Source organism: Bradyrhizobium sp. 172, assembly GCF_023101065.1.
GTDB classification, from domain to species: Bacteria; Pseudomonadota; Alphaproteobacteria; order Rhizobiales; family Xanthobacteraceae; genus Bradyrhizobium; species Bradyrhizobium canariense_D.
Genome location: NZ_CP064701.1, coordinates 3,545,507 through 3,571,582 on the forward strand (window position 1 = coordinate 3,545,507; position 26,076 = coordinate 3,571,582).

Annotated in this window: 25 protein-coding genes and 1 pseudogene; 18 read left to right on the forward strand and 8 right to left on the reverse strand. The window is 64.5% G+C overall.

The annotated features are described in order from the left end of the window. Positions 1-25 precede the first annotated feature (25 nt). Complete coding sequence (smpB, locus tag IVB07_RS17105; RefSeq protein WP_007603387.1) at positions 26-499, forward strand: SsrA-binding protein SmpB; 474 nt, start codon at positions 26-28, stop codon at positions 497-499. 4 nt (positions 500-503) lie between these two features. Next, positions 504-1,097 (forward strand): peroxiredoxin, encoded by a 594-nt coding sequence (locus IVB07_RS17110; RefSeq protein WP_085351429.1) that lies wholly within the window; start codon positions 504-506, stop codon positions 1,095-1,097. On the opposite strand, the gene IVB07_RS17115 is transcribed toward IVB07_RS17110, so the two are convergent. Together IVB07_RS17115 and IVB07_RS17120 are read right to left on the reverse strand one after the other, a co-directional pair. Beyond that, a complete protein-coding gene (locus IVB07_RS17115) occupies positions 1,094-1,768 on the reverse strand; it encodes a uracil-DNA glycosylase (protein WP_106944134.1) in 675 nt (224 codons plus the stop codon). The genes IVB07_RS17110 and IVB07_RS17115 overlap by 4 nt on opposite strands. Then, positions 1,749-2,396: an NYN domain-containing protein gene (locus IVB07_RS17120; RefSeq protein ID WP_247362569.1), complete on the reverse strand. Its 648-nt coding sequence runs from the start codon at positions 2,394-2,396 to the stop codon at positions 1,749-1,751. The genes IVB07_RS17115 and IVB07_RS17120 overlap by 20 nt, the downstream gene beginning before the upstream one ends. Before the next feature lie 329 nt (positions 2,397-2,725). Between IVB07_RS17120 and rpoZ the strand changes: the two genes are divergently transcribed. From rpoZ to IVB07_RS17180, 12 genes are all read left to right on the forward strand, one after another. After that, positions 2,726-3,118, forward strand: a complete 393-nt coding sequence (rpoZ, locus tag IVB07_RS17125) for a DNA-directed RNA polymerase subunit omega (protein ID WP_007603391.1) — start codon at positions 2,726-2,728, stop codon at positions 3,116-3,118. 209 nt (positions 3,119-3,327) lie between these two features. Continuing rightward, on the forward strand, positions 3,328-5,613 hold the full coding sequence (locus IVB07_RS17130) for a bifunctional (p)ppGpp synthetase/guanosine-3',5'-bis(diphosphate) 3'-pyrophosphohydrolase (RefSeq protein ID WP_247362571.1): 2,286 nt from the start codon (positions 3,328-3,330) through the stop codon (positions 5,611-5,613). Positions 5,614-5,658: 45 nt separating this feature from the next. After that, positions 5,659-6,411, forward strand: coding sequence for a pyridoxine 5'-phosphate synthase (locus IVB07_RS17135; RefSeq protein ID WP_247362573.1), 753 nt, complete (start codon positions 5,659-5,661; stop codon positions 6,409-6,411). After that, positions 6,408-6,827: a holo-ACP synthase gene (acpS, locus tag IVB07_RS17140; RefSeq protein ID WP_007611179.1), complete on the forward strand. Its 420-nt coding sequence runs from the start codon at positions 6,408-6,410 to the stop codon at positions 6,825-6,827. The genes IVB07_RS17135 and acpS overlap by 4 nt, the downstream gene beginning before the upstream one ends. Before the next feature lie 248 nt (positions 6,828-7,075). Continuing rightward, entirely contained in the window at positions 7,076-7,840 is a 765-nt protein-coding gene (lepB, locus tag IVB07_RS17145) for a signal peptidase I (RefSeq protein ID WP_085357518.1), read from the forward strand. Continuing rightward, positions 7,837-8,703 carry a ribonuclease III gene (gene rnc / locus IVB07_RS17150; protein WP_085357520.1) on the forward strand — a complete coding sequence of 289 codons (867 nt, stop codon included), beginning with the start codon at positions 7,837-7,839 and terminating at the stop codon, positions 8,701-8,703. Before lepB ends, rnc begins: the two co-directional genes overlap by 4 nt. Continuing rightward, positions 8,693-9,619: a GTPase Era gene (era, locus tag IVB07_RS17155; protein ID WP_018458406.1), complete on the forward strand. Its 927-nt coding sequence runs from the start codon at positions 8,693-8,695 to the stop codon at positions 9,617-9,619. Before rnc ends, era begins: the two co-directional genes overlap by 11 nt. Before the next feature lie 21 nt (positions 9,620-9,640). Then, positions 9,641-10,021: a hypothetical protein gene (locus IVB07_RS17160; RefSeq protein WP_018458405.1), complete on the forward strand. Its 381-nt coding sequence runs from the start codon at positions 9,641-9,643 to the stop codon at positions 10,019-10,021. A 122-nt stretch (positions 10,022-10,143) separates the two neighbouring features. After that, complete coding sequence (gene recO / locus IVB07_RS17165; protein ID WP_085353424.1) at positions 10,144-10,896, forward strand: DNA repair protein RecO; 753 nt, start codon at positions 10,144-10,146, stop codon at positions 10,894-10,896. Positions 10,897-10,996: 100 nt separating this feature from the next. After that, complete coding sequence (locus IVB07_RS17170) at positions 10,997-11,281, forward strand: hypothetical protein (RefSeq protein ID WP_018458403.1); 285 nt, start codon at positions 10,997-10,999, stop codon at positions 11,279-11,281. Positions 11,282-11,341: 60 nt separating this feature from the next. After that, on the forward strand, positions 11,342-13,600 hold the full coding sequence (gene parC, locus IVB07_RS17175; protein WP_018458402.1) for a DNA topoisomerase IV subunit A: 2,259 nt from the start codon (positions 11,342-11,344) through the stop codon (positions 13,598-13,600). Between the two features lie 84 nt (positions 13,601-13,684). Beyond that, a complete protein-coding gene (locus tag IVB07_RS17180; RefSeq protein WP_247362575.1) occupies positions 13,685-15,229 on the forward strand; it encodes a GMC family oxidoreductase N-terminal domain-containing protein in 1,545 nt (514 codons plus the stop codon). Positions 15,230-15,282: 53 nt separating this feature from the next. On the opposite strand, the gene IVB07_RS17185 is transcribed toward IVB07_RS17180, so the two are convergent. Continuing rightward, positions 15,283-16,497: a YeeE/YedE family protein gene (locus IVB07_RS17185; RefSeq protein WP_085353423.1), complete on the reverse strand. Its 1,215-nt coding sequence runs from the start codon at positions 16,495-16,497 to the stop codon at positions 15,283-15,285. A gap of 1,257 nt (positions 16,498-17,754) precedes the next feature. Here IVB07_RS17185 and IVB07_RS17190 point away from each other — a divergent pair. Beyond that, the gene (locus IVB07_RS17190) at positions 17,755-18,144 is read left to right on the forward strand and encodes a nuclear transport factor 2 family protein (protein WP_247298205.1); all 390 of its coding nucleotides are present in this window, start codon (positions 17,755-17,757) and stop codon (positions 18,142-18,144) included. Positions 18,145-18,340: 196 nt separating this feature from the next. On the opposite strand, the gene IVB07_RS17195 is transcribed toward IVB07_RS17190, so the two are convergent. The 3 genes from IVB07_RS17195 to IVB07_RS17205 form a co-directional block, all read right to left on the reverse strand. After that, positions 18,341-19,036 carry a DUF899 family protein gene (locus IVB07_RS17195; RefSeq protein ID WP_247362580.1) on the reverse strand — a complete coding sequence of 232 codons (696 nt, stop codon included), beginning with the start codon at positions 19,034-19,036 and terminating at the stop codon, positions 18,341-18,343. A gap of 278 nt (positions 19,037-19,314) precedes the next feature. Next, entirely contained in the window at positions 19,315-20,700 is a 1,386-nt protein-coding gene (gene chrA, locus IVB07_RS17200) for a chromate efflux transporter (RefSeq protein ID WP_247362583.1), read from the reverse strand. Then, complete coding sequence (locus IVB07_RS17205; protein ID WP_026233570.1) at positions 20,700-21,518, reverse strand: chromate resistance protein ChrB domain-containing protein; 819 nt, start codon at positions 21,516-21,518, stop codon at positions 20,700-20,702. The genes chrA and IVB07_RS17205 overlap by 1 nt, the downstream gene beginning before the upstream one ends. Positions 21,519-21,713: 195 nt before the next feature. Between IVB07_RS17205 and dmeF the strand changes: the two genes are divergently transcribed. The 3 genes from dmeF (at position 21,714) to IVB07_RS17220 (ending at position 24,549) form a co-directional block, all read left to right on the forward strand. Further along, on the forward strand, positions 21,714-22,658 hold the full coding sequence (dmeF, locus tag IVB07_RS17210) for a CDF family Co(II)/Ni(II) efflux transporter DmeF (RefSeq protein WP_247362586.1): 945 nt from the start codon (positions 21,714-21,716) through the stop codon (positions 22,656-22,658). A gap of 89 nt (positions 22,659-22,747) precedes the next feature. Next, positions 22,748-23,587, forward strand: coding sequence for an N-acyl homoserine lactonase family protein (locus tag IVB07_RS17215; protein ID WP_085353415.1), 840 nt, complete (start codon positions 22,748-22,750; stop codon positions 23,585-23,587). Between the two features lie 83 nt (positions 23,588-23,670). Beyond that, positions 23,671-24,549 (forward strand): DMT family transporter, encoded by an 879-nt coding sequence (locus IVB07_RS17220; RefSeq protein WP_018458392.1) that lies wholly within the window; start codon positions 23,671-23,673, stop codon positions 24,547-24,549. On the opposite strand, the pseudogene IVB07_RS17225 reads toward IVB07_RS17220, so the two are convergent. Next, positions 24,546-24,738, reverse strand: a pseudogene (locus IVB07_RS17225) (hypothetical protein). The gene IVB07_RS17220 and the pseudogene IVB07_RS17225 sit on opposite strands and share 4 nt — an antisense overlap. Positions 24,739-24,769: 31 nt before the next feature. Next, positions 24,770-25,927, reverse strand: coding sequence for an MFS transporter (locus tag IVB07_RS17230; protein ID WP_247767760.1), 1,158 nt, complete (start codon positions 25,925-25,927; stop codon positions 24,770-24,772). Positions 25,928-26,076: the final 149 nt, after the last annotated feature.

The window sequence follows — 26,076 nt, forward strand, 5'->3', positions numbered from 1 at the left end:
CGCATCTCGATCAGGTTTGTCCCCCATGGCCGACAAGAACGAACGTCCGATCAAGGTCATGGCGGAAAATCGCAAGGCCCGCTTCAACTATGCGATCGAGGATACGATCGAGGTCGGCATTGCCCTGACCGGCACCGAGGTCAAGTCGATCCGCAACGGCAAGAGCACGATCGCGGAATCCTACGCCGATTCCAAGGACGGCGAGATCTGGCTGATCAACGCCACCATTCCGGAATATCTTCAGGGCAACCGCTTCAATCACGAGCCCAAGCGGCCGCGAAAACTGCTGCTGCATCGCAAGCAGATCAACAAGCTGATGGGGGCGGTCGACCGCGAAGGCATGACGCTGATCCCGCTCAAGCTTTACTTCAACGAGCGTGGTCGCGCGAAATTGCAGCTCGCGGTTGCAAAAGGCAAGAAGCTGCACGACAAGCGCGAGTCCGAGAAGAAGCGCGACTGGAGCCGGGAGAAGGGCCGCCTGATGCGGGCGAGGGGATAGCGGGATGACTCAGAGAAACCTGCTCGAGGTTGATTGGACCCGGATTCCCGCCCCCGCGGATGACGGCGGCGCCGCGCACCTGAAAGGCATGACGCTGCCGCCGGTCAGCCTGCTCGCCACTGACGACACGTCAGTCGCGCTGTCGGCGCTGCGTGGCCGGACCGTGGTGTTCGCCTATCCGCGCACCGGCGAGCCCGGCAAGATCGCGCTGGTCGACGATTGGGACATGATCCCGGGCGCGCGCGGCTGCACGCCGCAGACTTGCGCGTTTCGCGATCTGTTCGCCGAGCTGAAGGCCGCCGGCGCCGCGCAGGTGTTCGGCCTCTCGACCCAGAGCAACGCGTACCAGACCGAGATGGCCTCGCGGCTGCATCTGCCGTTCCCGGTGCTCTCGGACGAGAAGCTGGCGCTCACGCGCGCCCTGAATTTGCCGACGATGGAGGTCGCAGGCCTGACGCTGATCAAGCGCCTTGCGCTGATCGTCGACGACGCCAGGATCACGCATGTGTTCTATCCGGTGTTTCCGCCCGACCGGAACGCCGGCGATGTGCTGGACTGGCTGAAGGCCAATCCGGCCAAAGGCTTGTCTAGGGATTAGTCGAGGTCGGCCTTCACCTTCGCGAACACGGAGCGGAACATGTCCGGCGTCAGCACGCGGGTGTTCGTGTTGTAGCGGGAGCAGTGATAGCTGTCGTAGAGCCTGAATGCGCCGGCCTGATGCACGGCGCCGTGGCCGAAGGGGGCTTGCGATCCCTTCAGGTTCAGCGGCTTGAGCACGGTGTCGTGCGCAATGCGCCCGAGGGCGACGATCGCGCGCAGGTTCGGCATCGTTGCGAGATTCGCGGCGAGAAACTGCCGGCAGGTGTTGATCTCGACCGGCAGCGGCTTGTTCTGCGGCGGCACGCAATGCACCGCATTGGCGATCCGGCAGTCGACCAGCTTCAGGCCGTCGTCGGGACGCGCCTGATATTGGCCCTTGGCGAAGCCGTATTCGAGCAGCGTGGCGTAGAGCAGGTCGCCGGCATAATCGCCGGTGAAGGGACGGCCGGTGCGGTTGGCGCCCTGCATCCCCGGCGCAAGGCCGACGATCAGCAGGCGCGCCTTGATGTCGCCGAAAGGCGCAACCGGTGCATTGTGCCACAATGGTTCGCGCGCGCGGTTCGCCTCGCGAAAGGCGACCAGGCGCGGACAGAGCGGACAGTCACGGTCGGGGACGAGGCTGAGAGGCTGGCGGCTTGACCGGGCCGCCTCACTCCTCGAAGTCGTCATCGCCCCTCGCCGGCGCCATCGTGGTCGCGCGCTGGAGGAACTGCGGACCGTGGTGGCGCGCCTCGCGGTCGCCGCGGTCACGCGGGGCGGGGCGTTCGGACGGGTCGCGACCGAGCTTGGACTGCAGCTCGACGAGGTCGGTGAAGACGTCGGCCTGGCGGCGCAGCTCGTCGGCGATCATCGGCGGCTGGCTCGCGATCGTGGAGATCACGGTGACCCGCACGCCGCGGCGCTGAACGGCCTCGACCAGGGAGCGGAAATCGCCGTCGCCCGAGAACAGCACCATCTGGTCGATGTGCTCGGCGAGCTCCATGGCGTTCACAGCGAGCTCGATGTCCATGTTGCCCTTGACCTTGCGGCGGCCGGAGGCGTCGATGAACTCCTTGGTCGCCTTGGTGACGACGGTGTAGCCGTTGTAGTCGAGCCAGTCGATCAGCGGCCGGATCGAGGAGTACTCCTGATCCTCGATGATCGCGGTGTAGTAGAACGCCCTAAGTAGCGTCCCGCGGCTCTGAAACTCCTTCAGCAGGCGCTTGTAATCGATGTCGAAGCCCAGAGTTTTTGCCGTCGCGTAGAGATTGGCTCCATCGATGAAGAGCGCGATCTTGTCGGTAGAGGAAGGTGACATTCAGTTTGCTCGCGTAGAGTTCGTGATTGATCGTTTATTGTTGGCGCGGCGACAGCAAGCCGCGCGCTTCTAAAGTCCCGCCGAAACCCGTCGAAACCGCAAATCCGGAGAAGTCGGGGCAATCAAGGTATAGTTATGGCCAACTTGCACATACCCGGCGCCGCCCTCGCCGGCGGCCCGGGTAACCACCCATCCCAGCGCCAATGTGGGGGTAGCAGAGCCGTTTGGCGAGGCCAAATCATAAATTGGCCTTGCGAAACCCTCCCGGTCGCTATAACTACCGGCATTCATCCACATATTTCGTCCCACCCACAACGGAGCGACAGTCGATGGCTCGCGTCACCGTAGAAGATTGTATCGACAAGGTCGACAACCGGTTTGACCTGGTCCTGCTGGCCGCCCACCGCGCCCGCATGATTTCGTCTGGTTCACAACTAACGGTTGACCGCGATAACGACAAGAACCCTGTTGTGTCTTTGCGCGAAATTGCTGAGACCACCATTTCGCCGGAGGACCTCCGCGAGGAGCTCGTGCACTCGCTGCAGAAGTTCGTCGAGGTCGACGAGCCCGAGCCTGACACTGTGCCGCTGATCGGTTCCGCCGGTGCAAGCGTGGATGCAGACGATACCGAAGTCGCCGTTGAGCGCATGACGGAAGAAGAGCTCCTGAAGGGTCTCGAAGGCCTCGCGCCGCCCGAGGAGCAACCCGAGGAAGACGAGTAAATCGTCCCGTCGCGCTCATCGACTTCTTTGTGATCTGATCAAAGGCCCGAACCGTTGTTCGGGCCTTTGCTTTTGTTGGCGTTTTCGTGGTTACCATAGCGTCGTCGGTTCGCGCCTGTCCCTGTCACTGAATTGATCGGACACGCGCGCGATCGGAGCTAAGATGTATACAACGGGCTCTGTCGTGGTCCGTTTGAAGGCAGGACGGCATGGCATATCGACGCCGCACACCAACGCAGATGCAGGCCGCGACCGAATCGGTTGCCGTGGCCCCGACTGCGCCGGTGGCGCGCCCGGCGAAGCCTCGCGCCCGCATGATGCGTCAATATGACCTCGTCGAGCGCGTCCGGTCCTACAATCCCAACACCGACGAAGATCTGCTGAACCGCGCCTATGTCTACGCCATGAAGGCGCACGGCTCGCAGACCCGCGCCTCGGGCGACCCGTACTTCTCCCATCCGCTCGAAGTGGCGGCGATTCTCACCGACCTGAAACTCGACGACGCCACCATCGTGGCTGCGCTGCTCCACGACACGATCGAGGACACCGAAGCGACGCGGGCCGAGATCGACCAGATCTTCGGGCCCGAGATCGGCGCGCTGGTCGAAGGGCTGACCAAGCTGAAGCGGCTGGAGCTGGTGTCGCGGGAAGCCAAACAGGCCGAAAACCTGCGCAAATTGTTGCTGGCCATTGCCGACGACGTCCGCGTGCTCCTGGTGAAGCTCGCCGATCGCCTGCATAACATGCGCACGCTGGACTTCGTGCCGACGGAATCGCGACGGCGCATTGCCGAGGAGACGCTCGATATCTATGCGCCGCTGGCCGGGCGCATGGGCATGCAGGAAATGCGCGAGGAGCTGGAGGACCTGTCGTTCCGGACCCTCGACCCGGAAGCCTATTCGGTGGTGATGCAGCGGCTCGATGCGCTGGCCGAGCGCAACCGCAATCTGATCGGCGAAATCGAGGACCAGCTCTCCAACAATCTGCGCCACCGGGGCCTGGGGGCGCGGGTCTATGGCCGCCGCAAGAAGCCATTCTCGATCTGGACCAAGATGGAGCGCAAGTCGGTCGGCTTCGAGCAATTGTCCGACATCTTCGGCTTCCGCGTCGTCGTCAACGACATCGAGGCCTGCTATCGCGCGCTCGGCATCGTCCACACGAACTGGCCGGTCGTGCCCGGGCGGTTCAAGGACTACATCTCGACGCCGAAGCAGAACGACTACCGCTCGATCCACACCACCGTGATCGGCCCCGGCAACCAGCGCGTCGAGTTGCAGATCCGCACCGAGGCAATGGACCAGATCGCCGAGCGCGGCATCGCCGCGCACGTGTTCTACAAGGAAGGCGTGGGCTCGCCGACCGAATTCCTCAAGCGCGAGTCCAATGCGTTCGCCTGGTTGCGCCACACCATCGGCATCCTCTCGGAGAGCGCCAACCCCGAGGAATTCCTAGAGCACACCAAGCTCGAGCTGTTCCACGACCAGGTGTTCTGCTTCACCCCGAAGGGCAAGCTGATCGCGCTGCCGCGCCATGCCAACGTGATCGACTTCGCCTATGCCGTGCATACCGACGTCGGCAACAGCGCGGTGGGCTGCAAGATCAACGGCCAGTTTGCGCCGCTGTCCTCGGAGCTCCAGAACGGCGACGAGGTCGAGGTGCTAACCTCGGAAGCGCAAGCGGCACCGCCGTCGGCCTGGGAAACGCTCGCGGTCACCGGCAAGGCGCGCGCCGCAATCCGCCGCGCCACCAGGACTGCGGTGCGCGATCAATATGTCGGTCTCGGCCGGCGCATCGTCGAGCGCCTGTTCGAGCGCGCCAAGATCGAATATGCCGACGACAAGCTCAAGGGCGCGCTGCCGCGGCTGGCACGAACCTCGATCGAGGACGTCATGGCGGCTGTGGGACGCGGCGAAATCAAGGCCTCCCACGTCGCGCGTGCGATGTATCCCGACTACAAGGAGGAGCGCATCGCGCGCTACGGCGTCAAGAAGGGGCTTGCCGGCAAGCTCAAGGAGAAGTCGTTCGAACCGCCGCGCACCCCGGTCGCGATCCCGATCCGCGGCATCAATTCCGACCTGCCGGTGAAGTTTGCGCCGAATGGCGGCGCAGTGCCCGGCGACCGCATCGTCGGCATCGTCACGCCGGGCGAGGGCATCACCATCTACCCAATCCAGGCGCCGGCCCTGAAGGATTTCGAAGAAGAGCCGGAGCGCTGGCTCGACGTGCGCTGGGACATCGAGGACTCCGCGCCGCAGCGCTTCCCGGCCCGCATCAAGGTCGAGAATGTCAACGAACCCGGCGCGCTGGCGCAGATCGCGACCGTGATCGCCGAGCACGACGGCAACATCGACAACATCAGCATGCAGCGCCGCTCACCGGACTTCACGGAGACGACGATCGATCTCGAAGTCTACGATCTCAAGCATTTGAGCGCGATCCTGGCCCAGCTGCGCGCGAAGGCGGTCGTCGCCCGCGCCGAACGTGTTAATGGATAGACGCCTTCCGTCATGGTCCATTCCTATGATTCCGTGAGTCCTGAAATGCCTGCACCTCCGCTCCGCCTCGGCGTCAATGTCGACCATGTCGCGACCCTGCGTAACGCGCGCAGCGGCCGCAATCCCGATCCGGTGCGCGCGGCGCTGCTGGCGATCGAGGCCGGCGCCGACGGCATCACCGCTCATTTGCGCGAGGATCGCCGGCACATCCGCGACGAGGACATGGCGCGGCTGAAAGCCGAGATCTCCAAGCCGCTTAATTTCGAGATGGCGGCGACCGAGGACATGATGCGTATTTCGCTCGCCACCAGGCCGCATGCGGTGTGCCTCGTGCCGGAGCGGCGCCAGGAGGTGACGACCGAAGGCGGGCTCGACGTCGTCGGCCAGCACAATGCGCTGGCGCCTTATATCGCGCGGCTGAACGATGCCGGCATCCGGGTGTCGCTGTTCATCGCGGCCGATCCCGCCCAGATCGAGACGGCGGCGCGGCTGCGCGCACCCGTGATCGAGATCCACACCGGCGCCTGGTGCGACGCCGTCGTCGAGGGTCACGCCGACAAGGCCGAGGCCGAATGGCGGCGGATCGTGGCAGGGGCGAAGCTGGCGAAAGAAGCAGGGCTGGAGGTTCACGCCGGACACGGGCTGGACTACGCGACAGCGGAGACGATCGCCGGCTTGCCGGACATCATGGAACTCAACATCGGCTACTACATGATCGGCGAAGCCCTGTTCGTCGGTCTCGCCGAGACGGTTCGCAGCATGCGCGCGGCGATGGACCGCGGCCGGAGACGGGCATGATCATCGGCATCGGCTCCGATCTGATCGACATCACCCGGGTCGGCAAGGTGATCGACCGCCATGGCGAGCGCTTCCTCGACCGCATCTTCACCGCGGCCGAGCGGGCCAAGGCGGAGCGGCGCGCCAAGAACGAGAAGATGGTGGTGGCAACCTACGCCAAGCGCTTCGCCGCCAAGGAGGCCTGCTCCAAGGCACTCGGCACCGGCATCAGGCGCGGCGTGTGGTGGCGCGACATGGGGGTGGTCAACCTGCCGGGAGGGCGGCCAACCATGCAATTGACGGGCGGGGCGCTGGCCCGGCTCCAGGCCCTGACGCCCGAAGGGTTCGCGGCGCAGATCGACCTGTCGATCACCGACGACTGGCCGCTGGCACAGGCCTTCGTCATCATTTCGGCCGTGCCGCTGGCCAAACCCTGACGGTGCTCCGATAATTTTATAATTCGCATTCAAAATCAAGCGCTTATGCAGTTTTGACGCGATCCTTGATTGCGTGGCCTCCGACAACCGTCTAAAAGTCCGCGGACGCAAATCAGGCTGGGCGAATTCGGCTTTACGCCGGAATTGGCCCTCATTATCAGAATCAGGACAATCTCCTTGGGCCGCGAGCGATGGGCTGTTCGCGGGAGGAGGGCGCGCTGTGACCGCCCGCCGGAATTGAGAGAGCAATGAGCGTGACTTCAGGAACGAAAACCGAGAGCGGCATCGGCGAAACGATCCGGGTCGTGATCCACGCTCTCCTGATCGCTCTGGTGATCCGCACCTTCCTGTTTCAGCCGTTCAACATCCCATCCGGCTCGATGAAGGCGACACTGCTGGTCGGCGACTATCTGTTCGTCTCGAAATATTCCTACGGCTACAGCCATTACTCGATCCCGTTCTCGCCGCCGCTGTTCTCGGGGCGGATCTGGGGCTCGGACCCGAACCGCGGCGACATCGTCGTATTCCGCCTGCCGAAGGACGATTCCACCGACTACATCAAGCGCGTGATCGGCCTGCCCGGCGACCGCATCCAGATGCGGGACGGGCTGCTCTACATCAACGACACGCCGGTCGAGCGGCAGCGCATGAGCGAATTTGTCGGCGAGGACCCCTGCGGCGCCGAAAGCAGCGGCGTCTCCCGGGTGAAGCGCTGGAAGGAAACGCTCCCGAATGGCGTGTCCTACGAGACGCTGGACTGCGCCGACAACGGCTACGTCGACAACACCAACGTCTACACCGTGCCGACCGGCCACTTCTTCATGATGGGCGACAACCGCGACAACTCCACCGACAGTCGCTTCCTCGGCCAGGTCGGCTACGTTCCGCAGGAGAATTTGATCGGGCGCGCCCAGATGATCTTCTTCTCGATCGCCGAAGGCGAGCATGCCTGGATGTTCTGGCGCTGGCCCTGGGCGGTGCGCTGGAATCGCTTCTTCAAAATCGTCCGATGAAAGACGAAGCCAAGGACATCGCGATCCTACCGACCGAGGCGCAAGCGGGCCCCGACGGCGAAGCTGCGACCAAGACTCTTGATACCAAGACCCTTGAGGTCAAGACGCCTGAGATCAAGACGCCCGCAAAGAAGAAGCGGGTGCGGAGCAGCAAGGTCAGGGGCTCGGATGCGAATGCGGGGCTCGAGGCACGCATCGGCTACAGCTTTGCCGATCCGAACCTCTTGATGCAAGGCATCACGCATGTCTCCGCGCTGAAGTCCGGGCGCAAGCGCGGCGACAGCTATCAGCGGCTGGAATTCCTCGGCGACCATGTGCTCGGGCTCGTCGTCTCCGACATGCTCTATCACGCCTTCCCGAACGCCGACGAAGGCGAGCTGTCCAAGCGACTTGCCGAACTGGTGCGCAAGGAGAGTTGCGCCGATGTCGCCAAGTCGCTCGGTCTGCTCGACGACATCAAGCTCGGCTCGGTCGGCTCCAGCGCCGACGCGCGCCTGCGCAAGAGCGTGCTCGGCGACATCTGCGAGGCCGTGATCGGCGCCGTCTTCCTAGACGGCGGCTACGCGGCAGCGGCCGATTTCGTCAAGCGCAACTGGACCGAGCGCATGCACAAGCCGCGACGTCCCTTGCGCGATCCCAAGACCGTTCTCCAGGAATGGGCACAGGGCAAGGGATTGCCGACGCCGGTTTATCGCGAGGTCGAGCGCACCGGCCCGCATCACGATCCGCAATTCCGCGTCGCGGTCGACCTGCCGGGGCTGGCACCGGCGGAAGGCATCGGCGGCAGCAAGCGCGCGGCAGAGAAAGTGGCAGCTTCAGTGATGATCGAACGTGAAGGCGTTGGCGGCGGCAATGACGGTTGAAGCAAGCGGCGAGGCGCCCACTGCCACGCGCTGCGGCTTCGTCGCGCTGATCGGCGCGCCGAATGTCGGCAAATCCACGCTGGTCAATGCGCTGGTCGGGGCCAAGGTCACGATCGTCTCGCGTAAGGTGCAGACCACGCGCGCGCTGATCCGCGGCATCGTGATCGAGAACAACGCGCAGATCATCCTGGTCGATACGCCCGGAATCTTCCTGCCCAAGCGCCGGCTCGACCGCGCCATGGTCTCGACCGCCTGGAGCGGCGCGCATGACGCCGACCTCGTCTGCGTGCTGCTGGATGCCAAGGCCGGCATCGACGAGGAAGCGGAGGCAATCCTCACCAAGGTCGCCAGCGTCAAGCACGAGAAGATTTTGGTCATCAACAAAGTCGACCTGGTCCAGCGCGAGAAGCTGCTGGCGCTGGCGCAGGCTGCCAACGAGCGCATGGCCTTCGCAAAGACGTTCATGATCGCGGCGATCTCCGGCGACGGCGTCGATGACCTCAGGCGTACACTGTCCGAGATCGTACCGCCGGGGCCGTTCCTCTATCCCGAAGACCAGATGTCGGACGCGCCGATGCGGCAGCTCGCGGCCGAGATCACGCGCGAGAAGATCTTTCGCAAACTGCACCAGGAACTGCCCTACCAGTCCACCGTCGAGACCGACAAGTGGGAAGAACGCAAGGACAAGTCGGTGCGCATCGAGCAGACGATTTTCGTCGAGCGCGAAAGCCAGCGCAAGATCGTGCTCGGCGCCGGTGGCGCCACCATCAAGTCGATCGGCGCGGACTCGCGCAAGGAGATCGGCGAGATCCTGGGCGTGCCGGTGCACCTGTTCCTGTTCGTCAAGGTGCGCGAGAACTGGAGCGACGATCCCGATCGCTACCGCGAGATGGGCCTGGAATTTCCCAAAGAATAACCAAGAAAAGATCGGTCGACGATGAGCGTACCCAGCAACGTACGGCGCTTCGAAGCGTTGCTCTATGCATCGTTGATGCTGGATGCCTTGTCGGTGGCGGTGCAGGACCGCACGCCGACTGCCGAGATGACCGAACAGATGATCATGACGTCGTCGCTGCTCGCCGGCGGCATGATCCTGCTGCTGGTGTATTTCGTCCGGCTGGCCGCGCACGGGCGCAAGAACTGGCCGCGCTGGGTGCTGGCGGCAGCGCTCGTGCTGTCGGTGATCTCGCTCGGCCAGATCATCGGCGAGAAAGGCATGGAACTCGACAGCGCCATCGAGATCGTCTCCTGCGTGCTGACCGCGATGGGATTGTATTTCTCGTTCCGCGGCGACGCGCAGGGCTGGTTCAACGCGTGAGGCCGTGTCGGGTGGATTGGCGGCGCGCAATTCACCTTCCAGGCGTGCCCCCGCGATTGGCCGATTAGGCCTTCGGCCAATCCGGCCTACGATTGAAGACCGGAATCCGCTAGACTTCACCGATGGAATGGACCGACGAAGGCATCGTGCTGGGGGTGCGGCGGCATGGCGAGAGCAGCGCCATCGTCGAGTTGCTAACCCGTGCCCACGGCCGCCATCTCGGTCTCGTCCGCGGCGGCGCCGGCTCTCGGATGCGTCCGTTGCTGCAGCCCGGCAACAGCCTCCGCGTGGTATGGCGGGCGCGGCTCGACGAGCATCTCGGCACCTATGCCATTGAGGGCCTCAAGCTGCGGGCGGCGACGCTGCTGGGATCATCCCACGGCGTCTACGGCATCACCCATCTCGCCTCGATCGCGCGGTTGCTGCCGGAGCGCGATCCGCACGAAAACCTCCTGGCGTTGCTCGAACATTCGCTGGACGATTTCGACGACATCGGCAGCGCGGCCGTGCACGTGATCCATTTCGAACTGGCAATGCTCACCGAACTCGGCTTCGGGCTGGCGCTGGAAAACTGCGCGGTGACAGGAGAGACCACCGACCTGATCTACGTCTCGCCCAAATCCGGCGGCGCGGTGTCCCGCGGGGCGGGCGAGCCGTGGCGCGACCGCCTGTTGCGGCTGCCGCCGTTCCTGCGCCAAAGCGAGGTGCAGGGCGACCTCACCGATCAGGATCTCCAGGACGGCTTTCGACTGACCGGCCTGTTCCTGCTGCGCCACGTGCTGGAACCACGCGGGCAAGGCCATTCCGATGCGCGGGCAGGCTTCATCAACGCGCTGACGCGACAGCAGGCAAAGGCCGCCATTCCCGCGCCATGAGCTTGGCGCGGCTCTGCGTTGCCTCAGTGGACCAGCCCTTGCTGGAACAAAACTCGGTTCCCCGGACTTGCCATTTTGGGTTCCAACCGGGGATAGCCTCATGCTGATCAAGGGACTTGTGATATCGGCAGCGCTGATTGCGCTGGCGCCGGACGCCCTCGCGGGTGAGCAGCCGGGCGTCTTTCGCCGTGCTTCCTGTACCGTCGTCAGATTCTATGTGGCTAAATATTCCGCTGCAGCCGCAGAGGCATGGGCACGGTCCAAAGGCGCGACGGAGGCCGAGATCGACACCGCGCGGCGGTGCCTGACCAATGCCCCGGCCACCACGCAGGCTAAAGCCGCGCCACCCACCCAGACCTTCACCGCAGGCTGGGCCGGCCAGTAGGCCGCCACAGGGAACCAATCGATCCTTGCCCGATTCGCTTCCACGGTTTAACCGGGCGGCATGGGAAAACGATTGATTCCGCCGGAGGAACCGGCCGAAATTCACGAGGTGCCGCTGCGTGAGGCGTTGGAAGAGCGCTATCTCGCCTACGCGCTCTCCACCATCATGCACCGCGCGCTGCCGGATGCGCGCGACGGCCTGAAGCCGGTACACCGGCGCATCCTGTATGGCATGCGGCTGCTCCGGCTCGACCCGGGCACGGCATTCAAGAAGTCCGCCAAAATCGTCGGCGACGTGATGGGCTCGTTCCATCCGCATGGCGACCAGGCGATCTACGACGCCATGGTGCGGCTGGCGCAGGACTTCTCCTCGCGCTACCCGCTGGTCGACGGCCAGGGCAATTTCGGCAATATCGACGGCGATAATCCCGCCGCCTATCGCTACACCGAAGCGCGCATGACCGACGTCGCGCGGCTTCTGCTCGACGGAATCGATGAGGACGGCGTCGAATTCCGCCCCAATTACGACGGCCAGTCGAAAGAGCCGATCGTGCTGCCCGGCGGCTTCCCGAATCTGCTCGCCAATGGCGCGCAAGGTATCGCAGTCGGCATGGCGACCTCGATCCCGCCGCACAACGCCGCCGAGCTCTGCGACGCCGCGCTGCATCTGATCGAGAAGCCCGACGCGAAGTCGAAGGCCTTGCTGAAATGGGTCAAGGGTCCGGACTTTCCAACCGGCGGAATCTGCGTCGATTCCAAGCAGGCGATCGCTGAAGCCTACACCACCGGTCGCGGTTCGTTTCGCGTCCGCTCCCGATGGGAGCAGGAAGAGGGCGCGCGCGGCACCTGGGTCGTCGTCGTCACCGAGATACCCTTTCTGGTGCAGAAGTCCCGGCTGATCGAGAAGATCGCCGAGCTGCTGGACCAGAAGAAGCTGCCGCTGGTCGGCGATATCAGGGACGAGTCGGCCGAAGACGTTCGCATCGTGATCGAGCCGAAATCGAAGAACGTCGATCCCGCGCTGATGATGGAATCGCTGTTCCGGCTGACCGAGCTCGAAAACAAGATTCCGCTGAACCTCAACGTGCTGATCAAGGGCCGCATTCCCAAAGTCGTGGGGCTCGCGGAGTGCTTGCGCGAATGGCTCGACCATCTGCGCGACGTGCTGATCCGTCGCACCAACCATCGCAAGGCCGAGATCGAGCGCCGGCTGGAGATCCTCGGCGGCTTGCTGATTGCCTATCTGAACATCGACGAGGTGATCAGGATCATCCGCAATGAGGACGAGCCGAAGCCGGCGCTGATCAAGGCGTTCAAGCTCACCGAGGTGCAGGCCGAAGCCATCCTCAACATGCGGCTGCGAAGCCTGCGCAAGCTCGAGGAGATGGAGATCCGCGGCGAGGACAAGGATCTTCGCAAGGAGCTGAAGGGCATCGAGGGATTGCTGGCGTCCGAACCCGAGCAGTGGAAGAAAGTCGGCGAGCAGGTCGGCAAGGTTCGCGACATGTTCGGACCGAAGACCCCGCTCGGCAAGCGCCGCACCACCTTTGCCGACGCGCCAGAGCATGATCTCGCTGCGATCGAGGAGGCCCTTGTCGAGCGCGAGCCGGTGACGGTGGTGGTCTCCGACAAGGGCTGGATCCGCACTCTCAAGGGCCATGTCGAGGATCTCTCGGGGCTGGCCTTCAAGCAGGACGACAAGCTCGGATTCGCGTTCTTCGCGGAAACGACCTCGAAGCTGCTGCTGTTCGCCACCAACGGAAAATTCTACTCGCTCGATGTCGCAAAACTTCCGGGCGGCCGCGGTCATGGCGAGCCGATCCGCCAGTTCATCGATCTCGAGCCGGAGGCCGCGCCGGTCACGCTGTTCGTCAACAAGGGCGGACGCAGATTCCTGGTCGCGAGCCACGAGGGCCAAGGGTTCGTCGTCAGCGAGGACGATTGCGTCGGCACCACCAAGAAGGGCAAGCAGGTCCTCAACGTCGACATGCCGAACGAGGCGCGCACAGTCACCGAGGTGATCGGCGACACCGTCGCGGTCATCGGCGAGAACCGCAAGATGCTGGTGTTCCCGCTCGACCAGGTGCCGGAGATGGCGCGTGGCCGGGGTGTGCGTCTGCAGAAGTACAAGGACGGCGGCCTCTCCGACATTGCAGTGTTCGACGCCAAGACGGGCCTGACCTGGAAGGACTCCGCCGGCCGCGAATTCTCCGCGACCATGAAGGAGCTCGCCGAGTGGAAAGGCTCTCGCGCGGACGCCGGCCGTCTGCCGCCGAAGGGATTCCCGAAGTCGAACAAGTTCGGCAGGGGGATCGGGTAGTCGGGCGACAGTCTGGTTCCGCCGGTGCGCGCGGTCTGATACCGTCCGCCATCCCGGTGTTCTGGAACGTTGAGAAGTAGCGCGATGTACGATGTCATTGTTGTCGGCGGCGGCTCGGCCGGCGCTGCTGTTGCGGCGCGGCTCTCGGAAGATCCCGCACGGCGCGTCCTGCTGCTGGAGGCGGGTCTGGACTGGCGCGCCGACGAGGCGCCCTGGGAGGTGATGACGCCAAATCCCATCCCGATCATCCACAAGCGCGAGTACCAGGAGAAGTGGCAATGGCCGGATCTTCTGACGCGCCGTGTGGCCGGCCAGGAGCCGCGCTTCTACTGGCGCGGCAAGGGGCTCGGCGGCTCGTCGATGATGAACGGCCAGATCGCCATCCGCGGCGTCGCTGCTGCGTTCGACGAATGGGCCGCCAATGGCTGCACCGGCTGGTCGGCCACGGACGTGATGCCGTTGTTCTCGGTGATCGAGGATGATCTGGAATTCGGCGACGCCGCCGGCCACGGCCGCGGTGGACCGCTGCCGGTCTATCGGGCGCCGCCGGAAAAATGGGGGCCGATCGACCGCGGCTTGCGCGATGCGGCCTTGGCGAGCGGCTATCCCTGGTGCGCCGACGTCAACGGCCCTGACGGCGAGGGCGTCGCCTGCTATCCCATCAACAGCCGCGACAGCCGCCGCATCACGACCAATGAGGGTTATCTGGAGCCCGCGCGGGGCCGCGCCAATCTGGAAATTCGCGGGCATGCGCTGGTCGACCGCGTGCTGATCAGCGACGGCCGGGCAACCGGCCTCCGCGTTCACATCGAGGGGCAGGGCACCAGCGAGATCAGCGCGCGCCAGATCGTGCTGTGCGCCGGCGCCATCCACAGTCCAGCGATCCTGCTGCGCTCGGGCATCGGTCCTGCGGAGGAGCTGAAGGCGATAGGGATCGCGGTCGAGCGCAACCTGCCGGTCGGCAAGCACTTCTTCGATCATCCGCTGTTCCGTGCCACGATCCAGCTCCACCAAGACCTGCGGCCGACCGATCCGGACACCCGCCACACCAATTGCTGCGTGACCTATTCGTCGGGCCTCGCCGAGGGCGGCAAGCGCGACATGATCCTGATCGCCTTCAATCACCGCGGCATCGGCGTGCCGGGCGCGATCGGCGCCGGGCTGTTCAACGCGTATTCGCGTGGAACGCTCAAGCTGGCCTCGACCGATCCCACGATCGATCCCGTCGTCGAGGAAAACATGCTGGCCGATCCCCGCGACATGCTGCGCATGAAGGATGCGGTGAAGCGGCTCGCCGTGATCACCTCCCAGCCGGCGCTATCAGGCATCGCCGACTGGATCCGGCTCGCGGACACCGATCTGACGCTGCCGCAAGCCGCGGCCTTGCCGGAGCATGAACTGGATGCGCTGCTGCGCCGTGAGACCGGCGATATCCAGCACGCCGCCGGCAGTTGTCGTATGACCGGCTTTGAGAGCGCCGACGGCGTGGTCAACCCTGACGGCACCGTGAAGGGCATCTCCGGCCTGCGCATCGCCGACGCCTCGATCATGCCATCGGATTGCCGGGCCAACACGCATTTCACGACCGTGGTGATTGGCGAGGCGATCGCGCGGATGATGATGCGTTAGGTTCAATCGTCGTCCGCCATGGCGGTCTGATGAAACGGCGCGCAGACGAAAACCTACCGCTCGACGGCCAAGCCGAACAGCGGTCGGAGATGTGTCCCCAGAATGTTGCCGACGAAAGCCGCCACCAGCCAGCACCAGCCATGCAGGCTGCCCGATGCGATCCCGCTGAAATAAGCGCCGATATTGCAGCCATAGGCGAGCCGGGCGCCATAGCCGAGAAGCAGGCCGCCGATGATGGCGGCGAGGAGCGAGGATGCGGAGATGCGCCATGTCGGATGGAATTTGCCGGCGAGGCCTGCGGCCAGCAACGCTCCCAGGATGATGCCGAAATCCATGACGGAGGTGATGTCGGCGAAGACGCTTTGGTGCAGCGAGGTCGCGCGAGCACCCTGCCAATAGGGCCATGACGCGACGTCGACGCCGAGGCTCATCAGGATCTTCGATCCCCAGAGCGCGAAAGCGGAGGTGATGCCCCAGGGACGTCCCGCAAGATACAGCGTGGCGAAATTTCCGATCGCGAGCAGGATCGCGCCCCACAGCAGCGGCCATGGCCCCTGCATGAAGCGGCGCGCGCCGCGGAGCTTCGTCCGCGCTCCCGGCTCGAGTTCGCCGTGGCGGCCGATCTCGGCCCTGAGGGTGATGAGATAAATTGCAGCCATAACAGCCCAGCAGAGCACGAGCGCCGGCAGCCATCCGAGCCGTTCGATCAACGAGACGGCGCCGATGTTCGGCAGCGCGCTCCACCACGGCAGATGCAATGCACCGAGCGTCGATCCGGCGATGAAGGCCGCCAGTGTCACCAGCATGCGGGTGTTGCCGCCGCCGGCGGTATAAAGCGTTCCCGACGCGCAGCCGCCGCCAAGCTGCATTCCAAGGCCGAACAGGAATGCCCCGGTGAGCATGCCCACGCCCACCGCGCCGAGCTCGCCACGCACGGCGACGCCGAACAGCGTGCCTTGCGCCAGGGCCGGGAAGAAGAGGGCGGTTGCCAGCGCAAGCATGACCATTTGGGCGCGAAGGCCGGCGCCTCGTCGTGCGACAATGAAGACGCGCCAAGCCGAGGTGAACCCGAACAGCGCATGGTACAGCGTCAGGCCAAGTGCGCCTCCGAGAAGAAACAACAATCCCTGTTGCCACGAAATCGTGCCTGACAAGGCCGCTGCGCCCGCCAGAAGAATTGCCGCCGCGACAGCGACGACCGTGAGATTGGCGCCGTGCCGGTCATTGTCAGGGGCAAGCAGCCGCGCATCGATAGATAGATCGGTCATGGCTCGTCCAAAAGCGGATTTCTCCGGCAGTGAGAGCTAACCGGGGCGAATTCTCCCCGTTCCAATCTTTCCACCTTGGAACTGATGCGATAGCGCTAGCCTGTCATGCCCAGGCTCGACCGGGGCATTCAGTACGCCGCGGCATCTCTTCTCAAATCTCGACTGTCTCGGGCTACCGGGTCGCCCGGTCAAGCCGGGCGACGACAGCGAGAGTGGGGCAAGATTAGCCGTCGCGCCGATGCACGTTTCAAACGGCGGACGAGAGTTCGCGATCTCGCGGCGCGTTCCGCCCGAGTCTTGCGTCGTCGCATCGCCCTCATTGAGACAAGGGCGCAGGGAAGGCCGGGCGCCGGCTGGCACCCGCAGGTCCGTGCGCGATCGAAATACACACGGGGTGGACCACAGGTTCGCCGATCGCCCGGCCTTCCCTGCACGATGGTTTTAACGTGTCCTTCGTGCTCTCCCCGGGGAGCGATGCACTATTGCCGCCCGTCGCCTTGCGGATAACTGATGCACGTGCCCGGTCGGGCCGCCACATCACCGCAGGACTTGACGCACAGACCCCGGGCGTCAGGACCACACGACTTGTTCGTCCGCGCACGTCCTCGCTGGGACTTCGAGTGCTGGCGTGTGCTCACACCCGAAGCCATGCGAAGACGCTTTCGGCATCGTGTCGCAGGCACGAAGGCCATTGCTCACAGCCAAAGCCGCCCTGCAATGCCTATCGTGCCCGAAGCCGTCGCGTCCATCGCTGCCCAGCCCGCGGTTCGTGACGATCGCGATCCGCCCCTTGTCTCGGGCCAGGGTGTGTCGCTTATACGTCAAATCCGAATTTCGGTAAAGTGGAATATTTTACGAGGTGGGCTTGACGGGCGATGTGGCGGAAGTGGTCGTCGCTGTTTTGCCCGACGGGCACGGGCAGGCGAGGATGACGGCTTCGCCCAAAGAGTTGAGACGGCAGCTTTGGAGGACAGAGAGTAAGTCCGCCGGCGCGGTCATCATCGACGGCTTGGGCCCCTGGACGGACATTCAACGGAAACCTCGAAATTCCTCATGGAATTCTGGCCAAGCGCGTGCAGCGCGAGCCCGGAACGATTTTTACCGAAGGTTGTTAAGGCTCAAATTATCTGATGTCGCTTCTATCGTGGCATGACGCCAGCAAGGGAGGGCGCTTTCGCCCAGCGTGAGGCCCCGAGCTCTTTGTTGAGGAGTCGCGGTCGGCCTTACGTTCGGTCGAACTCTAAAAGGAAAAACGGCATGACGAAAAGCACGCTCGATCTGGCACGTGCCAGGTTAAAGGCATACGTCGATAAGGATCGGACAGCGATCGAAGCGCTTCTTGCGGACGACTATCACTTCTCAAGTCCAATCGACAATGAGTTGGATCGTGCGACTTATCTGCGCCGTTGCTGGCCCAACAGCGAGAAGACCAATTCGTTCGATGAAGTCATCGCGACCGAGGATGGAAGCCGAGCAGTCATCGTCTATGAGGCAGCTGCCGCAGGGGGGCACAGGTTTCGTAATTGTGAGGTAACCACCGCTCGCGGAGACAAGATCGTTCGGGTGGAAGTCTACTTTGGATGGGATATGCCTCACAAAGCGCCGAAAGGCGGCTCCGTCGAAAATGACGGCGAGGGTCACGCTTAGCGGGATGCCGGTCGAGCTACGATCAACAACGCAGCTTTGGCATTTGTAGGCCCTTGGTCTCATCCCATGCGCGGTCATGCACGTCTCGACCTCGTCCGGGTTCGTCAGGATCACAGGCATCGCTTTCGCGCGGATGGCATTGCAACCTACTAGCGAAGCCGCGCGCGCATTATCACTATCACTGACGGCAGGAGGCTCAGTAAGCGAGCTTTGGGTACCAGTCGGTGCCGCGGCCTTCTGGCGTGGTATCGAGGATGGTCCAGAGCGGATCGAAGTCGGGCGCGCCGCGCGGATCCTGTTGGGGGTCGGCCATCGTGCCGCTCATCTCGCCGGACCAAAAATGTCGGATCGTGCCGTCGCGCTGTGTGAACACGCTGTAGCCGGGCACGTCGGCATCCTCGGCGCTGACATAGTCGCGCGTGTAATCGCCGGAGATGTCAGAGAAGACCTTGTGCCGCGTCCAGCCGCGCGCCTTCTTTGCCTCGATCAACCTGGCGATCGGTGACCGCGCGATGAAGACGAACCCGATACGCTGCTCGATGTCGGGTAATTTGTGCTCCCATGTGCTCATGAATGAGGTGCACATCGGGCAGGGCGTCTGCCGCTGCGGCCCGAACATGTAGCTGTAGACCGCGAGCGTCTGCTTGCCGTCGAACAAATCGGCGAAATTCACTTTGCCATTCTCGCCTTCAAACACGTAGTTTTTCTTCACCTCGCCGCCGGGCCGAAGCGCCCGGCGCAGTTCAGCGACACGCTCGATCTGACGACGCAGCTCGATCTCCTTCGTCAGGAGGTCTTGCCGGGCGCGGCGATAATCGACGCTTTCGTTGGGAAAATGAGCCTTGTTCGTACCAGCAAGCTCCGAAGCAGGCTTCAGGATGGAACTATCCATTGCATGACCTCTGGTTGGGGCCGATATCTGGGAAGACGTCCGGCGGCACCTCGTTCCGACACCTTCGCTCAACTATTTGGAAAGCGCTCGGTTGGTCCAAAAGATCCTGCTGCGGGTCGCTGCGGTGTTTCGAGCGCGCGTGGCCTCTAGGCCAAACGCCTGCTCATCAAGGTCGGTCCTTGGGTCCTTGCCCCTGAGCATAGTCGCCATTCAACCCTGACCGCTTAGCGATGCCTTCCATTGGCAAACCGGACGTGACGAACCAATCAGTCGGTGTCCTAGATCACCCCCGCCAGCCGCAACGCCACGCCCGCCGCGCAACTGCCGGCCAGCACCGTCAACATCCCCAGCTTGAACCGGAAGATCGCAGTTGCCGCCGCGATCGACAGCAGCAGCGCGGGGATGTCGATGCTGGTCAGCGCCGGCATGTCGAAGTCCAGCGGAAACGCATGCACCGGCACGGTGTCGCGGAACAGCGTGTGCAGCGCGAACCAGATCGAGAGGTTGAGGATCACGCCGACGACGGCGGCGGTGATAGCGCTCAGCGCGCCCGCAAGCCCGGTGTTGCCGCGCAGCCGTTCGATGTAGGGAGCACCGACAAAGATCCAGAGGAAGCAGGGCGTGAAGGTGACCCAGGTCGCGAGCAATCCGCCGAGCGTGGCCGCAAGCATCGGCGACAGGCCGCTGGCGTCGCGGTAGGCGGCCATGAAGCCCACGAACTGGAGCACCATGATCAGCGGACCCGGCGTGGTCTCGGCCATGCCGAGGCCGTCGAGCATCTCGTGCGGCTTGAGCCAGTGATAGTGCTCGACCGCCTGCTGGGCGACATAGGCCAGCACTGCGTAGGCGCCGCCGAAGGTGACCATCGCCATTTTCGAGAAGAACAGCGCGATGTGACTGAAGACATTGGCCTGCCCGAGCACAAGCACGAGCGCGATCACCGGCACCACCCAGAGCGCAAGCCACAGCGCGCCGACGCGAATGGTGCGGGCGGTGTTGGGTCGGACATGATCGGGCACGGCGTCGCCCAGCATGCTGTCGATCAAGGCGCTGCTGCCGCCGTGACCATGACCGGCCGGCGCGAACTCCGGACGGCCGCTTCTCGCGCCGGCATAGCCGATGATGCCTGCGGCGATGATGATGATGGGGAAGGGGACGGCAAAGAAGAAGATCGCGACGAAGGCCATCGCGGCGAGCGCGATCATGATGCGGTTCTTCAGCGCGCGCTTGCCGACGCGCACCACGGCCTCGACGACGATGGCGAGCACGGCGGCTTTCAAGCCGAAGAACAGCGCCTCGACGAAGCTGACATTGCCGTAGGCGGCGTAGACGTAGCTGAGGCCCATGATGGCGATGATGCCGGGCAGGATGAACAGTCCGCCCGCCATCAGCCCGCCGGCAGTGCGATGCATCAGCCAGCCGATATAGGTTGCGAGCTGCTGCGCCTCCGGGCCCGGCAAGAGCATGCAGTAGTTCAGCGCATGGAGGAAGCGGCCTTCCGAGATCCACTTCTTTTCCTCGACCAGGATGCGGTGCATCACCGCGATCTGGCCCGCGGGCCCGCCAAAACTCAGGCAGGCGACACGGAGCCAGACGCGAAAGGCTTCACTGAAGCTGACGCCGTGACCGGCATCAGCTCCGGTTTCGATCGTACGCGTATCCATCAAGCCTTTGCCTTGTTGGTCGGCCAGTTATGGGTCTCAGACGTCGCGTCGCGGCACCAGCGATAGAACGCGTCGTAGAGCAGCATACCGGCCTCGAGCTGTTCGAGGTCGTCATCATACATCCGCGACAGCCCGAGCGAAGCCGCGAGCAGACCGGGAGCCTCCGGCGCAAGGTCGGGCCGCCCGGTGTCGGCGCCGCGCACCAGCGTTGCGAGCCGGAGCAGCGCCGGCGCAGCAATCCCGAACTCCTCGATCATCACGTCGAAGGTGCAGAGCTCGCCACGGTGGCTCCAGAACACGTTCTCGATGTCGAACGGGGCTGCCTTGAAGCGTTCGCCGACGGCGACCACTTCGGACGGTGCCACGAACAGGAACACCGCATTGGGATCGACGAAGCGTCGGATCAGCCAGGGGCAGGCAATGCGGTCGACCTTGGGCCGCGCCCGCGTCACCCAGACGGTGCGTCCCTTGGCGTCGCGCGGCGGCAGCTTGCGGGTATCGAGCAGCGGCAGCTTTGCGTCCTTCCAGCCCTCGAATCCGCCTTCCAGCGTCTCGGCCTGGACCCCAAGCTGCCTAAGCCAGGCCGCCGTGCCCTGCGCCAGCTTTGCGCCGCGCAGGCAGGAGACGATGGCGGTGCGGCCGGCGAATTCGGCACCCCATTCCGGAACATTGTCGTGGCTGAGCTTGATCGAACCTGGGATCAACCGCCGGTCGGCGGCAAAATCCTCGTCGGTGCGCACGTCGATCAGGGCAGGGGCGTTTGCCGTGCCGATCAACCGTGCCAGCTTGTCAGATGATATCGTCGTGTAGGAAGACATGATGCGCCCTCGTGAAAAACAACGGGACGCGATACTTGGGCATGTCGCCTCGTGGGGAGATCGCTCAAATCCCCATGGCGTTCATTACACCGAAACGGCACCTACCTGTCAATCGGCTCATTCCGGCGATTTTGCCCAGAAGACTCGCAGGTCTATATTAGGGGTCAACGGCCCGGACCTTTCGGAGACTTTGCGATGCATTCCCATTCCATCGAACAATGGACCCATGACCACGCCTTTCTGGGCGACAAGCACGACGAGAACGAGCGGCGCACCTTGCTCGTCGTCATCCTGACGCTGGTCATGATGGTCGGCGAGATCGTCGCCGGCTCGCTGTTCGGCTCGATGGCACTGCTCGCCGACGGCTGGCACATGGGCACGCATGCGGCAGCGCTGGGGATTGCCGCGTTCGCGTATCGCTTTGCGCGGCGGCATCTGGGGAGCTCGCATTTCAGCTTCGGGACCGGCAAGTTCGGCGATCTCGCCGCCTTCGCCAGCGCGATCATCCTCGGCCTGATCGCGGTCGAGATCGCCTATGAGAGCGTGCTGCGGCTGATCAATCCGGTGCCGATCGTCTATGGCGAGGCGATCGTGGTCGCTGCCCTCGGCCTGTGCGTCAATCTCGCCAGTGCCTGGCTGCTCCGCGACAACCATGGTCATCACCATCATGGCCATGCGCATGATGATCACGATGATCATGACCATGATCACCACCACCACGACAACAATCTCCGTGCTGCCTATGTCCACGTCATGGCGGACGCAGCGACCTCGGTGCTGGCGATCGCCGCGCTCGTCGTCGCCATGTATTCGGGATGGGCCTGGGCCGATCCGGCGGTCGGCCTGATCGGCAGCGCTGTGATCGCGAGCTGGGCGTTCGGCCTGATCAAGACATCGGGCGCGGTGCTGCTTGACGTGCGCGCCGACGAGAAGCTCGAGCGTGTGATCCGGGCGCGCATGGAGATCGGCGACGACCGCGTCACGGATTTGCATCTCTGGCAGGTCGGCCCCGGCCATTGCGCCGTGCTGGTGTCGGTGGTGTCGGACCAGCCGAAGCAGCCGGCGGTCTACAAGAAGCGGCTCGCCGGACTGAAGGGGCTCAGCCACGTCACCGTCGAGGTCGAGACCTGCCCGCACTGAAGCGGTCTGCGGGAATTCTGCGAACGGACCAGGGTTGATCCTCGGTCACAGCCGACAAGACAGCCGACCTGGCTGCAAGGGAGGAACGAATGATGCCAAAGATCAAAAAGATCAAGCTCGCCGTCGTTGTCGCTGCACTCGTTCTGTCCGGTCATGCGGTGCTCGCGCAGTCCGAAAAGACCGGTGTCGAAAAACTCTACGTGCTCAATTGCGGCGAGGGCACCGCCGGCGACATCTCGCGCTGGACGCCCGGTCTCAATGAGGGCAAGACGATGGACTTCGTCGACAGCTGCTATCTCGTGAAGCACGCCAAGGGCTGGTTCCTGTGGGATACCGGCATCGCCGACGCAGTCGCCGCGATGCCGAATGGCCTTGCGCCCGCCGATCCCAAAGCCGTGACCTGGCGCCGGCCGAAGACGCTTGCCGCGCAGCTCGAACAGCTCGGCCTCAAGCCCGGTGACGTCAAGATGATGGCCGTCTCGCACACCCATCCCGACCATACCGGCAATGTCGAGCTGTTCCCGCAGGCCATGCTCTATGTGCAGAAGGCCGAGTATGACTGGCCCGGCGCCAACAACGAGCCGCGCTTCAAGCCGTCGCATCCGGTCGAGCTGCTTGCGGGCGACAAGGACGTGTTCGGCGACGGCAGCGTGACCATCCTGTCGACGCCCGGCCATACGCCGGGACACCAATCGCTGCTGGTGAAGCTGCCGAAGACCGGCGCCGTCGTGCTGTCGGGCGATGCGGTGCACTTCAAAGACAATTGGGACAACCGCCGTGTGCCGAGCATGAACGCCAACAAGGACCAGAGCGCGGCCTCGATGCAGAAGATCGCCGACACGCTCGGCAAGGAGAAGGCGCAACTCTGGATCAACCACGACAAGATCCAGCGCGACAGCCAGAAGATGTCGCCCGAGTTTTACGACTAGCTTCCCGCGACGCCCCTGTTGCCACTACGGTGGCAGCAGGGGCGTGCTAGCGCCCTCAGCAAGCTCCGCAACGGGAGACGATTGTGGGTGAGTGGGCCGGGGTTGCGATCGCGCTGGCGTCGAGCAGCCTTGGCGGCACTGCCGCGGCGATCACCCGCTATCTGGTCGGCGGCGCCGATCCGATCCTGCTCGCGATCCTGCGCTGGGGGATCGGCTTTCTCTGCCTGCTGCCGTGCGCGCTTCTGCTCGGCGTGCGCTGGCCGCAGCGGTCCGACTGGCCGGCCGTGGCGCTGCTCGGCATCTGCTTTTTCGGCGTGTTCTTCATCCTCTACAACATCGCGGTGTCCTACACGACCGCCGCGCGCGCCAGTCTCGCGCTGGCGACGCTGCCGCTCCACACCATGGTGGTCGGCGCCATCCTCGGCGTCGAGCGGCTGACGGCGCGCAAGATCACCGGCGTCGGCATCGCGGTGCTCGGCGTGGCGGCGGCACTGGCCGCGGGCCTGGCGCAAAGCCCGCCCGAGGCCTGGCGCGGCGAGCTGATCATGACCGGTGCCGTGTTCTGCATGGCGTTCTACAACGTGCTGTCGCGCCCGCTGATGCAGCGCTCCAGCCCGCTCGGCTTTCTCACGGTCGGCATGGGAGCAGGCGCCGCCGTGCTGGTGCTTGCGGGTATCGTGAAGGGCAGCTTTGCAGCGCTGGGGCAGTTCACGACGGCGCAGTGGATTGCCGGCATCTATCTCGGCATCGGCGGCGGTGCGCTCGCCTTCGTCCTCTGGGTCATGGCGCTGGCGCGCGCGACGCCGACCCGGGTCGCCAATACGATGACGGTCAATCCGATCGCCGCCACCTTGCTCGCCGCGCTGCTGATCGGCGAGCCGATCACGCCAAATCTACTGATCGGGCTGGTCGCCGTGTTCGCCGGCATCTGGATCGCGACCGGCGAAACGAAGCCGGCCTAGGTGCGCGGTGCCGTGACCGGCGGCGGGCTCGCTTCCGGCGCCTTCTTCGGTTTCAGCGAGCCGGCGTAGAAGGAGATCAGCCAGACCAGGATGACGGCGAGGAGATAGACACCCCAGGCCTGCGGCGGGCGTAGTCGCCCAGCGCAGGAGGCCTTTGAATGTGCGGGGTGGGCGCGTGTCTTCGGTCATGCTGCGCTTGTGCGCGAAAGCTCCGGCCCGGTCAATCCGGCCGCGGTTGCGCGCGGATCATGAACAGCGCGGCCAGCGCCGAGAGGCTGAGCGCGGAGGAGACGATCAGCACCTTGGCGCCCATGACGTCGATGAGCAGGCCAAAGGCCAGCGGCGCCACGGCCTGCGCCATCCGTGCCGGCGCGCCGATGATGCCGAGGCGATAGCCGAAATCCTTGGGGCCGAAGATCGACAGCGGCAGCGTGCCGCGCGCGATGGTCAGGATGCCGTTGCCGGAGCCGTGGAATAGCGCAAACGCACTGGCCGCGGCGCCGCCGAAGATCGCCACGACCACCGCGCCGATCGGGTGAGTGAGGCAGGCGAGCCGCGTCGACCACAGCGGATGAAAGCGGCTGAGGAAGCCTGCCTCCAGAACCCGTGCGGCCACTTGCGCAGGGCCGATCAGCGCACCGGCCGCGATCGCCTCGACCGGCGTCGCGCCGGTTGCCTCCAGGATGCGCGGGAAATGCGCGGCCATCGCGCCGGTGACGGTCCAGACCGCGGCAAAGATGAAGGCGAGCAGCACCATGGTGCGGTCGAGCGGCAGATGCGGCTTCGTCGCTGTCGCCGCTGCTTGCTTGGCGCCCTTGATCGTCGGCAGCAGGAAGAAATTGAGCGGCAGGCCGATCAGGATATTGGCAGCGGCCCAGGCGAAGCAGGTGTCGCGCCAGCCAAAATGCGACAGGCCCCAGGCGGTGAGCGGCCAGCCGACGGTCGATGCAAAGCCCGCCATCAGCGTGATGCCGGTGATCGGCCTGCGCGCCTCGGTGCCGTAGATGCGCCCGAGCGCGGCGAAGGCGGCGTCGTAGAGACCCATCGCCATGCCGATGCCGAGCACGAGCCAGGCCATTGCCATCACCGCCACCGATTGCGAGAGGCCGAGCAGAACGAGGCCGGCGGCGATCGTCAGGTTCGACACCGAGAGGACCTGCCGGCCGCCGACCAGATCGATCTGTCGCCCGATGCGCGGCCCGAGCAGCGCCGAAATCACCAGCGAGGCCGAGAACGCGCCAAACACCCAGTTGGAGGAGATACCGAGATCGCGCGCCATGGGATCGGCGAGCAGCGCCGGCAGATAGTAGCTCGAGGCCCAGGCCAGGGTCTGCGTGGTACCGAGCGCCAGGATGATCGGAAGCTGGCGCTGGCTCATATCCCCGTATTTCTGATCGGCGGTGTCATCATTCGCATTTGCCGCCCGAGGCGGGAGCGCGTCAACAGCGTCCGCGACATATGCGACCTGCCGCGGGCGGGAGCCTTGGCCGTGAGCGGAGCTTTGGCGACGCAAGCTCCGCGCGCCGC